The following is a 14,511-nucleotide window of genomic DNA, read 5'->3' on the forward strand; positions in this document are numbered from 1 at the left end:
TAATAAAAGGCGTTATGGTTATTATCATAACGCTTTTTTTATTGGATTGCGTCAACATATTTTAATAGCTTTACGTAAATAGCACATAATTTTTAAATCTTTCTATATAATGAAGTTTTACACTAGCCTATTCTTATTTTTAGTTTCTATTGCTTGTTTAGCGCAGGACAGTTTGGCTGTAGAGGTGGATAATAAGTATAGAGAAGATCAATTTTATGCATCAATAACATATAATGCACTTTCTAATAATCCAAAAGGAGTAAGTCAAAACGGCTTCTCTACTGGCTTCCATTTTGGATTTATAAGAGATATGCCCATAAATCCAAAACGAAATTGGGCCTTAGGGATTGGACTTGGAATATCGTCGAATTCGTATAATCAAAATCTTGTTATTAGAGAAAATAATAATGTAGTAGACTTTGCTTTACAAAACGACCTTGAGCTGGGTAATGTAACTAAGAATAAGTTTACCACCTATCTGATTGATGTTCCGTTTGAGTTGCGTTGGCGAACATCGAATGCAACAGACTATAAGTTTTGGCGTATTTATCCAGGATTTAAATTCAGTTATTTGGTCTACAATTCTACCAAACTAAAAAGTGACGCTACCGATGAGCGGTTGTCAAATCTAGATATCTTTAATAAGTTTCAGTACGGGCTTACACTTAGCGCTGGTTATGGTACTTGGAATTTTCAGGTTTATTGCGCTTTAAATCCAATATTCGATGGTAATGCTAGTCTAAATGGAAATTCTATTGACGCTAAGGCCTTAAAGGTGGGCATTATGTTTTATATCTTATAGCCACCACTTTAAGAGTAATAGCTGAGGTATAAATCCTGTTAAGCTACCGATAATTAACTCTGGATATGTATGTGCTTTTAAATGAAGTCTAGATGTAGCTATTGCACCAAGGAGTATCATCATTAGTGCTATAGTACCATTAATATTTATTTGGTAGTGTATACCAAGTGCTATAGCAAACATAAAAAAGCCACTTGCTGCTAGCATATGTATACTGGCTTTTATCTTAAAAATTACTAATACAAAACACGCTATTGTCGAAGCTAGAATACCTACAAAAAAGAAATAGAGCTCGACAATTTCGTTAGATGTAAATACCCTAGAAATTACCAAGCATATGATTACTGAATTAATTAGTAATGGTAGCTTCCGCTCGTTCGTTGACTTTAGATATATACTATTAACTTTATTAAGTGTTTTTAATAAATAGTAAACGAGTAGCGGTAAAATAATAGTGAGTAATATGGTAGAGAAAATCTTAGCGTATTGTATTGGCTGCGGAATAAATCTAGGCGTTTTAGAAAAATAAAACAAAACACCTAATAGTGGCATAATTAAAGGATGCAATACATATGATATACTTCTTAGCACAAAATCCATAAAAGTAATTTATATCTTTTTTCGAAGTCGGGCTACAGGAATATCTAGTTGCTCTCTGTATTTTGCAACAGTCCTTCTAGCAATAGGATACCCTTTTTCTTTCAGGATTTTCGCCAATTTATCGTCAGTAAGTGGTTTCTTTTTGTCTTCCTCTTCTATAACAGTTTCTAAGATTTTTTTAATCTCTCTTGTAGAGACTTCTTCGCCTTGGTCATTGGTCATAGACTCGGAGAAAAACTCTTTAATCAATTTTGTGCCATAAGGTGTATCTACGTATTTACTGTTAGCTACACGAGAAACTGTGGAGACATCCATATCTATCTCATCCGCAATATCTTTAAGAATCATCGGTTTTAGCATACGCTCATCACCCGTCAAAAAATACTCTTTTTGATAGTGCATTATCGCGCTCATCGTAACAAAAAGCGTTTGCTGGCGTTGTTTTACGGCCTCTATAAACCATTTAGCAGCGTCTAATTTTTGTTTTATAAAAAGTACAGCGTCTTTCTGGGCTTTAGATTTCTCTTTAGATTCTTTATAGCCTTTTAGCATATTGTTATAAGAGCGAGAGACATGTAGCTCCGGAGCGTTTCTACCATTAAGTGTTAGCTCTAACTCGCCATCTACGATTTTTATAGCAAAGTCTGGTACAATGTGCTCCACAATTCTATTATTACCAGAATAAGAACCGCCAGGTTTTGGGTTGAGACTCTCAATCTCTTCAATAGCATCTTTTAATTGCTGCTCTGTAATACTAAATTTTTGAAGCAATTTTTTATAATGCTTTTTAGTAAATTGTTCGAAAGCGTTATCAATAATACTCGTTGCTAATTCTACATCAGGATCTTGCTCTTTTCTATGGAGTTGAATACTTAGACACTCTTGTAGATTTCTAGCCCCAACACCAGCTGGATCGAGTTGGTGTACGATACCTAAAACTTTTTCTACTTCGTCCTCTGTAGTATATACATTTTGAGTGAACGCTAAATCATCAGTAATATCGGATAAGGACCTTCTTATGTAACCACTTTCATCTACACTACCGACTAAAAATTGGGCTATTTCATATTCTTGGTCACTAAGTCTGAAGGTGTTTAACTGATTGGTTAAGTGTTGCGTAAATGATGTGCCTGATGCGTATGGTACTGATTTTTCGTCATCGTCTGCACTATAATTGTTAGCGTGAGTACGATAATCTGGTATTTCATCATCACTAAGATATTCGTCTACATTAATATCGCCAGCATCTATAGTTTCGTTATCGTTATAATCGTCTTGCGTATTATCAAATTCGTCAAATTCATTGTCCTTTGCTTCACTTTCTTTTCCAGTATCTAAAGCAGGATTTTCTTCTAGTTCTTGCTTAAGACGTTGTTCAAAAGCTTGAGTTGGCAGCTGAATCAACTTCATGAGTTGTATTTGCTGAGGTGATAGCTTTTGTGATAACTTAAATTGTAGATACTGCTTTAACATGGGTTGGTACAGGATTTAGTTAAAAATAAAAAAACAATCTAAAACTATACCGTTCTTAGATTGTTTTCTCAAAATTTTAATCTTTTTTAGAATTCTGCATTTTGAGGCGTTCGCGGATAAGGAATCACATCTCTAATGTTACTCATGCCTGTTGCAAACATAACAAGACGTTCAAAACCTAATCCAAAGCCAGAATGTACAGCTGTACCGTACTTACGTAAGTCTAAATACCACCATAATTCTTCTTCTGGAATATCTAAGGCTGCCATTTTTTGTTTTAGCACCTCTAAACGTTCTTCTCGTTGAGAACCTCCTACGATTTCTCCAATTCCAGGGAAAAGGATATCCATGGCTCTTACTGTTTTTCCATCTTCATTTAGACGCATGTAAAATGCTTTGATATTTGCGGGATAGTCGAACAAAATTACAGGACATTTAAAGTGCTTTTCAACTAAAAAACGCTCGTGTTCCGATTGTAAATCTGCACCCCATTCTTCAATTAAATACTTAAATTTCTTTTTCTTATTTGGTTTAGAATTTCTGAGAATATCTATTGCTTCTGTATAACTAACGCGTTTAAAGTTATTATCGGTAACAAACTTTAGTTTTTCTATTAAACGCATTTCGCTACGTTCTGCCTGCGGCTTCGTTTTTTCTTCGTTAAACAAGCGCTCATCTAAGAATTGCAAATCTTCCTTATTGTGTTCTAATACGTAATCGATAACAGATTTTAAAAAGTCTTCGGCTAAATCCATATTGCCTGCCAAATCCATAAAAGCTACTTCTGGTTCAATCATCCAAAATTCCGCTAAATGACGAGATGTATTAGAGTTTTCCGCTCTAAAGGTAGGTCCAAAGGTATAAACTTTACCTAGCGACATGGCATAAGTCTCTGCTTCTAATTGTCCAGAAACGGTTAAGTTAGTTTCTTTACCAAAAAAATCTTGTTTATAATCTACCGTACCTTCATCCGTTAACGGTGGATTCTTTGGCTCCAACGTACTTACACGAAACATTTCTCCTGCGCCTTCTGCATCACTTCCCGTAATAATCGGTGTGTGCATATTATAAAAGCCGTTTTCTGTAAAATATTTGTGGATGGCAAAGGATAAGGCTGAACGTAATCGCATAACAGCACTAAATGTGTTTGTTCGGGTGCGTAAGTGAGCGTTTTCTCTTAAAAACTCAAAAGAGTGTTTTTTAGGTTGAATAGGATAGCTCTCTGGGTCTGAATCACCAAGAATTTCTATTGAAGCTACAATTATTTCAACCTTTTGTCCTTTTCCTTGACTCTCTACCAATTCTCCAGTAACATGCAATGCAGCTCCTGTTGTGATTCGTTTAAGTAAGGCTTCGTCAAAATTTTCAAAATCAACAACACACTGAATATTATTTATAGTTGAGCCGTCGTTAAGCGCTATAAAACGATTAGCTCTAAATGTACGTACCCATCCTTTTACGCTTACGTCTTGTAATGTAATGTCTTGTGCTAATAATTCTGAAACAGATTTAGTATTCATTTTTAATTTGTTTTAAATCTTAATTTTTGTTTTCCGAGACTACGTCTTCTTCTTCTTCGTCATCATCTGGAATAATATTTATTGCAGGTTCTTTAAGTACTTCTTTATTGGCTATACTTCTTTCCAAAGATAAGAGTAGAGATGGCAATAATAATAAATTAGATAGCATGGCAAATAACAAAGTTGCCGAAACTAAACCACCAAGAGCAACAGTACCGCCGAAACTTGAAATAGTAAATACTGAAAATCCGAAAAATAATACAATCGACGTGTAAAACATACTAACACCAGTTTCTCTTAGCGCTGCATAAACAGATTTGCGTATTTTCCAGTGATTGGCTTGTAATTCTTGCCTGTATTTTGCTAAAAAGTGAATGGTATCATCTACAGAAATACCGAAGGCTATACTAAACACCAATATTGTAGAAGGCTTTATAGGGACACCCAAATAACCCATCATACCGGCGGTTACTAATAGCGGTAGTAAATTTGGCACTAAGCTAACGACAATCATTCTAACCGATCTAAACATATATGCCATAAACACCGAGATAAGTATAATAGCTAGCGTTAAAGAAATAACTAAATTCCGGACTAAGTATTTTGTTCCTTTTTGAAAAACTAGCGCTTTCCCGGTCATGGTAACATTGTAACGTTCTTTTGGGAAAACTTTATTTATTTTATTCTGAAGGTCTTCCTCGATACGCTCCATTTTATCGGTGCCTATATCCTTCATAAACGTAGTTATACGGGCGTATTGTCCTGTACTATCGACGAAGTTTTTAAGTAAATCTACATCCGAAGAAGACTTCTTTACATAAGAACTTATAAATAAATTTTCTTGACTCGTAGGAAGTTGATAATACTTCGGATTTCCATTAGTATATGCCTGCTTGGCATATTTTACTAAGCTAACTACCGAAATTGGTCTTGAAAGTTCTGGAATTTCCTCAATTAATTCTTCGAGTTCGTTCATTCGTTTAATGGTGGCAAGCTTCATAACACCCTTTTTACGTTTGGTGTCAATCATTATCTCTAATGGCATTATACCATTAAACTCGGATTCGAAAAAACGGATGTCGCTAAAAAATTCAGTTTTCTTGGGCATATCTTCAATAAGACTACCAGAAATAATGATTTTGTTAATACCTAGAAGACTTACAATCAGTAGTACTAATGCCGTAACATAAATGGTAATTTTTTTATGCTTTACCATGCGTTCCATCCAATCTACAAATCCGTTAATCCATTTTTTGTTTAGATGCTCTAAATGCCTAGGCTTTGGATAAGGTAAAAACGTGTAGAGAATTGGGATGATGAGCAAGCATAATATAAATATGGCCAAAATACTTAGCGATGCAACTATACCGAACTCTTTTAAAAGTTGACTCTCGGTTAAAATAAAAGTCGCAAAACCCGAAGCTGTGGTTACGTTGGTCATTAATGTAGCGTTACCCACTTTGGTGATTACACGTTGTAATGACTTTACCTTATTGCCGTGTAATCGTACTTCGTGCTGATACTTATTAATTAAAAAAATACAATTAGGAATACCAATAACAATAATTAAAGGCGGAATTAATGCCGTGAGTACGGTTATCTCGTACTTTAAAAGGCCTAAAATCCCAAACGTCCACATTACACCAATACAAACCACGATTAACGAAATAAAGGTGGCTCTAAAGGACCTAAAGAATAAAAAGAAAATCAGTGATGTAATACCTAAGGCAGCACCAATAAATAGGCTAATCTCATCGACTATATTCTGCGAGTTCAGTGTTCTTATATAAGGCATCCCAGATACTCTGACGTTTAGAGTATTTCTTGTTTCAAAATCTTTAATTTTATCTTTCAGCGTTTTTATAACAAACTCTTTTCTTAGAGGTGTATTAACGATTTCTTTTTTTAGATATATCGCAGTACGAACGGTCTTGGTTTCTTTATTAAATAAAAAGTTGTCGTAGAACGGATACTTTTTAAAAAGCTCATCTTGTAGCTTATCTATTTGGGCAATAGATGTTATAGAATCTTTTATAAAAGGTTCTAAATCAAACCTTTCTTCTTTGGTGTTTTTTACTAGCTTTTGCAAGTCTTTAATAGAAACAACAGTTTCTACTTCGTCATAGGCTTTAAAATCTTCAGAAAGTTGATTCCAGGCATTTAGTTTATCGACGGTAAAAAGCGTAGAATCTTTAACACCAAGAACAATGAGGTTGCCCTCTTCTCCAAAAATTTCTAGAAAATCATTGTACCTAAGATTTACCTCATGCTCATCTGGTAAGAGATTTGCTTCTGTGTAAGTAAAACGCATGTGTTTCCACTGCATACTAAAAAAAATAGTATACAGAATCACAGTAATGAGAATAGCAATTTTATTACGCAAAATCAATCGCGCAACAGTTTCCCAAAATCCTGTTGTTAACAGTTTAAACATGCTTTAATTTATAAGGCGCAAAGGTAGAAAAAACCTTAGGAATCTTTGTCAAAATTAAAGCCTAATAACAAATATTTAATTAAATGCTAGTCTTTATAATTTTGAATTCGTAGACTGTTACACCTTAGATTTTAACAGACTCTTAATATCATGACTTTTAGTCCATTATTAACTTTGATTTAATGAATGTTATGAGGTCAAATTTTTGTTTTTTATTTTTATTAAGTGTAGTAGATTTATTCTTCAGTACAATTTTATTTTCTCAGAATTCAAAAATAAATAGTCATAATTCTTATGCGGAAAAAATTTATTTACAATTAGATAGTGAGATTTATACTACGGATAAGACGATTTGGTTTAAAGCGATAATAGCAAATGCCAGTTTGCATAATTTGGAGATGACGAGCGGTGTTTTATATGTTGATTTAATCAATTCGGACAAAGAGATAATAGAATCAAAACTGATAAAAACAACAGATGGTATAGGTAGTGGTCATTTTGATTTGGATAGAAGTTATGAAGAAGGAGCATATCAGATAAGAGCTTATACTCAATGGAATAAGAATTTTGAAGACGATTTTCAAACAAAAAAATATATTCAAATATTTTCAGAAAATGAACTTAACTCTAAGCAAAAAGTAATAAGTAATATTAGGCGTATAGATTCTACTTCACTTGATAATCATTATAAATTGGATATCTACCCTCAGATTATAGATTCAACACATAAAAAATCATTGAAAGTATTTATAGATGTGGACAACGAGCGAGATACGCTTTATATTAATCCAGCATCTAACGATAAGTATATTTTAGATTTAAAAGTTTCTAAATCTTCAAAACTTGCAAGTATAAAAATCTTAACAAGGTCAGGTAAAACTTTTCAAACTCAGTTTACTACTAATACCGATTATATTAATCTAAGATTTTTTCCAGAAGGAGGTAAGCTTGTTTCAGGATTGACAAGTAAAATTGGTTTTAAAGCTGTAAATTCAAATGGAAAGGGTATTTATGTAGAAGGTAGTGTAGAAAATCAAAAGGGAGAAGTTATAACAAATTTCAAGAGCAACCTTCTTGGAATGGGACATTTTACTTTAGCCAACTTGGATGAGCATGAAGTCTACACGGCAAGATTAAAAACAGGGGAAACGTTTGCGCTTCCCAATATTTCAAAATTCGGATATGTTTTAAAAGTATCAGAAATAAGAAATGTTATTACTGTTGGAGTATTTTCTAATTATATGAAGGATGAAGAAATTAATCTCATGGCTTCATTAAGAGGAGTTACTTATTTTAATTCAAGTTCCAGATTAATCAATGGTAGTTATATTTTTTCAATACCTAAAAGTACTTTTCCTGAAGGCATAATCTCTTTTAAAGTCTTTGGAAAAAATAAAGTTCCTATTTCTGAAAGATTATATTTTAACGAACTAAAAGCATCAAGATTAATAATTGACGGATTCTTAGACAAGCAAGTTTATGAAAAAAGAGACATGATAAGTTTAAATATACTCAATAAATCACAAAATGATAGTCTTATAGAGGCTAGCAGCTCTATTCTAGTATTAGAAAAATCAAGACTTAAAGATTTATTGTATAAAGAAAATATATTGTCATTTTTTTTGCTGAACTCTGATTTAAGAGGAAATATAGAATCTCCAAACCTATATTTTAGTGAAGAAGGAAATTTAAATGTTGATGATTTAATGCTCACACAGGGCTGGCGTAATTATAAATATGTTAAGCTTAAAGGTAAATTAATTAATAAGTTAGAAAAAGGGTTAAATGTCTCTGGTATAGTAAATGTGAGAAATAAAAAGTTTAAAGATAAAGAGATAGATGTCATGCTTGTAACCTTTAATGACGAAAAAACCATATATACAAAATCAGTAATACCGCCAACAAGTTTCACTTTTCAATTAGAAGATATGTTTGGTAAACCAGTAGATATTGCTATTCAGAGTGCAAATGGTAAAAACAAAAAGCGTAAAGACTACTTTTTTTCCATAAATAAAAAGGAAAAATTACCAATAGAATTTGATTTTTCAAGGAATGAAATTACTAATGATAGCATTATTATTCAAAACAGAGAACAGAAGAAAGTAACTGATAGATATTTTGAAAGAACATTTGGAGTAACAAAATTAGATGAAGTTGTAATAGATGGATATAGAATGACTCCTAAACGTAAAGAAGTTTTTGAGCTTTATGGAAAACCAGAGATTGTAATAGACGGAAAGACGATTCAAGAAAAAAAAGCGAGTTATTCGTATGGTTTATTCAGTGTTCTTCTTGATTTCTTTCCAGATAAAGTTAATGTAGTTACAACAGACGACGGTATATTAGTTCCTCAGGTAATAGGAGAGGTGACTTGTATAATGGTGGATGGTATTCCAGTTAGACCAATTTATTATCCAATTCTTCAAAATATATCAGTAGAGGAAGTTGAGAGTTATGAAGTATTAGAAACAGCTAAAAATTATACCAATCTATATTTAAGAGTTTATCCAAATGCGTCACCCCCATTTCCTAGTTTTGGGGGTATAATTTCAATTTATACAAAAAGAGGAACTGGTCTATTCGGTGCTATTAATGATTCGAAAGGCCTAGATATTAATACAATTCCTGTTTTTGCAATAGAAAGAGAGTTCTATACACCAGCACATGATAATAGTGACCCTAATAGTTTCAATATTCCCGATTTTAGGTCTACTATTTATTGGAATCCAAAAGTTACTAATGAGAAAGGAAAACCTTTAAACATAAGTTACAGTCATTCAGATGAGATAGGAGACTTTATTGTAATTATCGAATCTATAACTAAAGATGGTAAAATAGGCTACAAAACTCTTGAATACACAGTAAAAGAAGGTAAAGATTGATATTGTTTACAACGACAGATTAAACGTAAACTTAAAAGCGAAATTATCACCCAATGACGGAAGATGATAAGCGCCATAGCGATATGCGAAACTTAGTCCAAATCCAAAGATTAGTTTATTTATTTCGAAGCCAGACTCGGAATAGAGTTTATCTAGAGTGCCAAATGTAATACCTTGATGCTGATTAATGCTTTTCATATTTCCAATGGCATATCTGGAGATTAATACCAACTGAGGTCTAAAACGCTGCGATATATTAAATGGTTTTAAAAAGTGTTTAAACTGAAATGTTGCAAATCGGTCACTAAAAAATTCATTAAAGAACATAGTCTCAAAACTATTTAGTCCTGCCACAGAGAAACGCTGAAGAATGGTTTCTTTTCTAATATTATTAGGGTAAGCGTGATAAAGCTGAGTTAAAGGTGTCTCGCCAGAGGCTAATCCTGCAACTAATGTTAATCTAGTCACAGATTCGTCGTCGTAATCTATTTGGTGAATTGTTCTAAAATCAATTTTGGCAAAATTAAAATCACTTTTAAAGACATCGCCAAAACCTTGAGTAAATTGAGCCGTAAATTTTGGGTATCCATTTACTGTTTCTTCAATTTTATTGTTAAGAAATTCGAACTTACTAAATGGACTCCATTGTAGACTTAAACTCGCTGTACTAAACCTAAACGAATTAAATGCTTCGCCACCGCTTATAAACGTATAATCATAAGTTGGATTAACGCGGCTAATTGCAAACTGAGTTTCTGATAATAAATGATTGGATATTTTATGTTGTAATGCTAACGACTTTGTTATGTGTCTATGAAATAAATCAATATTAAGTAGGCGTGGTTCAAAAAAAGAGAAGAAGCGTTTATCTGTAGAAAATTTAGAACTACCTGTTTCTTGTAAATCGTCAGTATATGACACATTTAACCAAGTGTCTGTTTTTTCGTTGAGTCTTACGCCTCCACCTATACTATATTTATAACGTTCGTCTCTAAAACCATAAACAAGATATCCGTTTATTCTAAACTTATCTGAGAATTCTTCGTTAGTAACACCTCCCAATCCTGTTCTAAAGCCTTCAAACTGATTATACTTTACAAGATAGCGTAAATCAAAGTTAAAATACTTAGTCGGAAAGTATCCCAGACCTATATTTTCTAAAAAGACTCTTTTTTTCAAAGAGTCTTTTGATTTTTCTTTAACCTGCTTTTCTGAATCTATCTGAGCTAAAGCTATTGAAGAAGCGCCTAATAAAATTATGGCAAAAACGTGCTTTAGCATTTTTAAAGTTTGTAGTTAATGGATTAAAAAAGAGGGAATGCGCTATTAAAAATTGCTAAACTGTCATAATCTCTTTTTCCTTCACACCAAGTATTTGATCTACCTTACTAACGTATTTATCAGTTAGTTCTTGTACATCGATTTCAGCATTTTTTTGTAAATCTTCAGATACATCTGTTTTTTTGATGTCGTTATTGGCATCTTTACGAGCATTACGGATACCTACTTTGGCATCTTCTGCTTCTGCTTTTGCCTGTTTAGCTAAGTCTTTACGACGCTCTTCAGTTAATGGAGGGACATTAATGATAATTGTTTCTCCATTATTCATAGGATTAAAGCCTAGATTTGCTAACATAATACCGCGTTCAATTTCTTGAAGCATAGATTTCTCCCAGGGTTGTACCGTTATTGTACGTCCATCTGGGGTGTTAACATTAGCCACCTGATTTAATGGTGTCTGTGATCCATAATAATCGACCATAACACTCCCTAACATGGCAGGACTAGCCTTGCCAGCTCTAATGTTTACGAATTGTTTCTCTAAGTGTTTGATAGCAGCATCCATGGCCTCCTTTGCTGTATCTATAATAAATTGAATGTCTTCGTCCATAGTTTTTAAAAATTTATTTGACGTTTATCAAAATCTAAGCCAAAGCTTTATAAGTTAACTTCGGTACCAATATTTTCGCCTGAAACAACTTTAAGTAAATTACCTTTTTTATTCATATCAAAGACGATGATAGGTAATTTATTCTCTTGACTCAACGTAAACGCTGTAGTGTCCATTACTTTTAATCCTTTGCGAAGAACATCGTCAAAAGTAATGTGGTCAAACTTAGTAGCTGTTGTATCTTTTTCTGGATCTGCGTTATAAATACCATCGACACGCGTACCTTTTAAAATGACGTCTGCCTCTATTTCGATGGCGCGTAAAACAGCAGCCGAGTCAGTTGTGAAATAAGGGTTTCCTGTTCCACCACCAAAGATGACTACACGGCCTTTTTCTAGATGGCGTAGCGCTTTTCGTCTAATAAAAGGTTCTGCCACTTCGTTAATTTTAATGGCTGATTGTAGGCGTGTTGGTATACCTGCATCTTCAAGAGCACTTTGCAATGCCAGTCCGTTGATCACTGTTGCTAACATGCCCATATGGTCGCCTTGAACGCGATCCATACCGTTACTTGCACCAGCAACACCCCTAAATATATTTCCACCACCAATAACAATAGCTACCTGAACACCTTTGTCTATGATATCCTTGATATCTTTTGCATATTCAGAAAGTCGTTCTGGGTCAATACCATACTGACGATTTCCCATTAAGGCTTCACCAGAAAGTTTTAGTAATACTCTTTTGAATTTCATTTGCTATTTTGAAAGTTTAGCAAAGCTAAACAATTATTAGTAGGATTAAAAGCAAAATATTTATACAGAAGTTGAGTTTAATGAATAAAAAAAAGCCTTCGAAAATTCGAAGGCTTTTTAAATATTTAAAATAGGAATAAATTATCCTACAGAAGCACGCTTAAAACCTGTAACCTCTACCTCGCCGTAAGTAGCAACGTATTGAGCAACAGTTTTCTTCTCGTCTTTAATAAAATTCTGGTCTAATAAACACTGTTCTTTATCTAAAGTTGTGTTATCTGATATAAAACGTTCCATTTTACCTGGTAAAATTCTATCCCAGATTTGTTCTGGCTTACCTTCAGCTTTTAACTCTGCTTTTGCAGCTTCTTCTGCTTCTGCTAAAACGTCTTCAGTTAGCTGAGACATAGAAATATACTTAGGTACATTTTTTAATGTCTTACCTAAACGACCTAATTCGATGTTATCTTTTTCGATAGCAGCAATACGTGCTTCGGTTTCAGAAGCAACATAAGCTGGGTCAAAATCTTTGTAAGACAATGTAGTTGCGCCCATTGAAGCCACTTGCATAGCAACATCTTTTGCTAAAGTTTCAATATTATCTACAACGGCAGAAAATCCTACTATAGCAGCGATTTTATTAATATGAACGTAAGAACCAACATAAGCAGCTTCTAAAACTTCAAATGCATTGATGTCTAATTTTTCACCAATTACACCTGTTTGTTCAACTAATTTTTCTGCAACAGTCATTCCACCGAAATCAGCAGCTAAAAAATCCTCTTTATTATCGTAGTTTAAGGCAATGTCACCTAATTCGCTAGCTAATTTTAAGAAGTTTTCGTTTTTTCCTACGAAATCAGTCTCACAACCTAATACTAAAGCAATCCCTTTAGTATTATCTGCATTAATTTTTGCTACGGCAGCACCTTCAGAAGATTCTCTGTCAGCTCTTTTTGCAGCAACTTTTTGACCTTTTTTACGCAAAACTTCGATTGCTTTATCGAAATCACCACCAGCTTCTACTAGTGCTTTTTTACAATCCATCATACCTGCACCAGTAGCTTGTCTAAGCTTGTTTACTTCTGCTGCTGTAATTTTTACTGTGTTTTCCATAGTATGTTTAAAATTTGAAAAAGTCGCTTAATTATTTTCAGTTTCCCTTCGACGGTGCTTAGGGCAAGAGAAAAGAATTAAACGACTCTTAAATATTGTATAATTCTTTTATTTATTCTTCTTCTTGATCTGCAACTGGAGCTGCCTTTTTAGCGGCTGCTGAGCCTGTCGAAGCATCAGCTTTCGGAGCATCTTTTTCCGCCTTTTCAGACTTTCTTTCATTTAAGCCATCCGCTATTGCAGAAGTTACTATTGATAAAACTTTATCTATAGACTTAGATGCATCATCATTTGAAGGGATAACATAATCTACCTGACGTGGATCAGAGTTGGTATCTACCATTGCAAAGATTGGAATGTTTAATTTCTGAGCTTCTTTAATTGCGATATGCTCTCTTACGATATCTACAACAAATAACGCACCTGGTAAACGTGTCATATCAGAAATAGAACCTAAGTTCTTCTCTAATTTTGCACGCTGACGATCTACTTGTAAACGCTCTTTTTTAGAAAGAGAATTAAATGTTCCATCTTTTTTCATTCTATCGATAGATGCCATTTTCTTAACGGCTTTACGGATAGTAACAAAGTTAGTTAACATTCCACCTGGCCATCTTTCTGTAATGTAAGGTTGGTTTACAGCACCTGCTTTTTCAGCAACGATGTCCTTAGCTTGTTTTTTAGTAGCAACAAATAAGATTTTCTTTCCAGAAGCTGCAATTTTCTTAAGCGCTTCTGCAGTTTCTTCAATCTTAGCTGCAGTTTTGTAAAGGTTGATGATATGGATGCCATTACGCTCCATGTAAATGTAAGGGGCCATGTTTGGATTCCACTTACGCGTTAGGTGACCGAAGTGTACACCTGCTTCAAGTAATTCTTTTACTTCTACTTTTTCCATTTTGTAATAGTTTACGTTCTGTTGAATTAGCAATGCTAAAGTGGCTTTGTTCTAAAAGACCTCTAGCATTTAGATGCTAAACTAAACCGTGACTGTGATAACGCGTCATCGGCAACAATAACTGGTTTTTAATTTTGCTG

The 14,511-nt window shown here is 33.6% G+C and carries 11 protein-coding genes; 2 read left to right on the forward strand and 9 right to left on the reverse strand.

All coding sequences use genetic code 11. The features are described from left to right. Window positions 1–109: 109 nt before the first annotated feature. Complete coding sequence (locus tag DFQ05_RS11205; RefSeq protein ID WP_132705500.1) at window positions 110–802, forward strand: porin family protein; 693 nt, start codon at window positions 110–112, stop codon at window positions 800–802. Here DFQ05_RS11205 and DFQ05_RS11210 read toward each other — a convergent pair. From DFQ05_RS11210 to DFQ05_RS11225, 4 genes are all read right to left on the reverse strand, one after another. After that, the gene (locus DFQ05_RS11210) at window positions 797–1,402 is read right to left on the reverse strand and encodes a hypothetical protein (RefSeq protein WP_132705501.1); all 606 of its coding nucleotides are present in this window, start codon (window positions 1,400–1,402) and stop codon (window positions 797–799) included. The genes DFQ05_RS11205 and DFQ05_RS11210 overlap by 6 nt on opposite strands. A gap of 9 nt (window positions 1,403–1,411) precedes the next feature. Then, on the reverse strand, window positions 1,412–2,875 hold the full coding sequence (gene rpoN, locus DFQ05_RS11215) for an RNA polymerase factor sigma-54 (protein WP_132705502.1): 1,464 nt from the start codon (window positions 2,873–2,875) through the stop codon (window positions 1,412–1,414). Window positions 2,876–2,961: 86 nt separating this feature from the next. Then, the gene (gene asnS, locus DFQ05_RS11220; RefSeq protein WP_132705503.1) at window positions 2,962–4,395 is read right to left on the reverse strand and encodes an asparagine--tRNA ligase; all 1,434 of its coding nucleotides are present in this window, start codon (window positions 4,393–4,395) and stop codon (window positions 2,962–2,964) included. A gap of 19 nt (window positions 4,396–4,414) precedes the next feature. Further along, complete coding sequence (locus DFQ05_RS11225) at window positions 4,415–6,829, reverse strand: efflux RND transporter permease subunit (RefSeq protein ID WP_132705504.1); 2,415 nt, start codon at window positions 6,827–6,829, stop codon at window positions 4,415–4,417. 191 nt (window positions 6,830–7,020) lie between these two features. Here DFQ05_RS11225 and DFQ05_RS11230 point away from each other — a divergent pair, with 191 nt between their 5' ends. Beyond that, the gene (locus DFQ05_RS11230) at window positions 7,021–9,711 is read left to right on the forward strand and encodes a hypothetical protein (RefSeq protein WP_132705505.1); all 2,691 of its coding nucleotides are present in this window, start codon (window positions 7,021–7,023) and stop codon (window positions 9,709–9,711) included. A 6-nt stretch (window positions 9,712–9,717) separates the two neighbouring features. Here DFQ05_RS11230 and DFQ05_RS11235 read toward each other — a convergent pair whose 3' ends face one another. The 5 genes from DFQ05_RS11235 to rpsB all read right to left on the reverse strand — a co-directional run bounded on the left by DFQ05_RS11235 (window position 9,718) and on the right by rpsB (window position 14,371). Continuing rightward, complete coding sequence (locus DFQ05_RS11235) at window positions 9,718–10,992, reverse strand: DUF5686 family protein (RefSeq protein ID WP_132705506.1); 1,275 nt, start codon at window positions 10,990–10,992, stop codon at window positions 9,718–9,720. 55 nt (window positions 10,993–11,047) lie between these two features. After that, on the reverse strand, window positions 11,048–11,602 hold the full coding sequence (gene frr, locus DFQ05_RS11240; RefSeq protein WP_132705507.1) for a ribosome recycling factor: 555 nt from the start codon (window positions 11,600–11,602) through the stop codon (window positions 11,048–11,050). Between the two features lie 47 nt (window positions 11,603–11,649). Further along, window positions 11,650–12,357, reverse strand: coding sequence for a UMP kinase (gene pyrH / locus DFQ05_RS11245; protein WP_132705508.1), 708 nt, complete (start codon window positions 12,355–12,357; stop codon window positions 11,650–11,652). Between the two features lie 141 nt (window positions 12,358–12,498). Beyond that, on the reverse strand, window positions 12,499–13,473 hold the full coding sequence (gene tsf, locus DFQ05_RS11250) for a translation elongation factor Ts (RefSeq protein ID WP_132705509.1): 975 nt from the start codon (window positions 13,471–13,473) through the stop codon (window positions 12,499–12,501). Between the two features lie 112 nt (window positions 13,474–13,585). After that, window positions 13,586–14,371, reverse strand: a complete 786-nt coding sequence (rpsB, locus tag DFQ05_RS11255; RefSeq protein WP_132705510.1) for a 30S ribosomal protein S2 — start codon at window positions 14,369–14,371, stop codon at window positions 13,586–13,588. Window positions 14,372–14,511 lie beyond the last annotated feature (140 nt).

Origin of the sequence: Winogradskyella wandonensis, assembly GCF_004346845.1 — a bacterium.
Classification (GTDB): Bacteria; Bacteroidota; Bacteroidia; order Flavobacteriales; family Flavobacteriaceae; genus Winogradskyella; species Winogradskyella wandonensis.

Bases quoted from the DNA above. Each gene is read 5' to 3' on its own strand.
- DFQ05_RS11205 (WP_132705500.1), top strand. From the start codon at position 110: ATGAAGTTTTACACTAGCCTATTCTTATTTTTAGTTTCTATTGCTTGT.
- DFQ05_RS11210 (WP_132705501.1), bottom strand. From the start codon at position 1,402: ATGGATTTTGTGCTAAGAAGTATATCATATGTATTGCATCCTTTAATT.
- rpoN (WP_132705502.1), bottom strand. From the start codon at position 2,875: ATGTTAAAGCAGTATCTACAATTTAAGTTATCACAAAAGCTATCACCT.
- asnS (WP_132705503.1), bottom strand. From the start codon at position 4,395: ATGAATACTAAATCTGTTTCAGAATTATTAGCACAAGACATTACATTA.
- DFQ05_RS11225 (WP_132705504.1), bottom strand. From the start codon at position 6,829: ATGTTTAAACTGTTAACAACAGGATTTTGGGAAACTGTTGCGCGATTG.
- DFQ05_RS11230 (WP_132705505.1), top strand. From the start codon at position 7,021: ATGAGGTCAAATTTTTGTTTTTTATTTTTATTAAGTGTAGTAGATTTA.
- DFQ05_RS11235 (WP_132705506.1), bottom strand. From the start codon at position 10,992: ATGCTAAAGCACGTTTTTGCCATAATTTTATTAGGCGCTTCTTCAATA.
- frr (WP_132705507.1), bottom strand. From the start codon at position 11,602: ATGGACGAAGACATTCAATTTATTATAGATACAGCAAAGGAGGCCATG.
- pyrH (WP_132705508.1), bottom strand. From the start codon at position 12,357: ATGAAATTCAAAAGAGTATTACTAAAACTTTCTGGTGAAGCCTTAATG.
- tsf (WP_132705509.1), bottom strand. From the start codon at position 13,473: ATGGAAAACACAGTAAAAATTACAGCAGCAGAAGTAAACAAGCTTAGA.
- rpsB (WP_132705510.1), bottom strand. From the start codon at position 14,371: ATGGAAAAAGTAGAAGTAAAAGAATTACTTGAAGCAGGTGTACACTTC.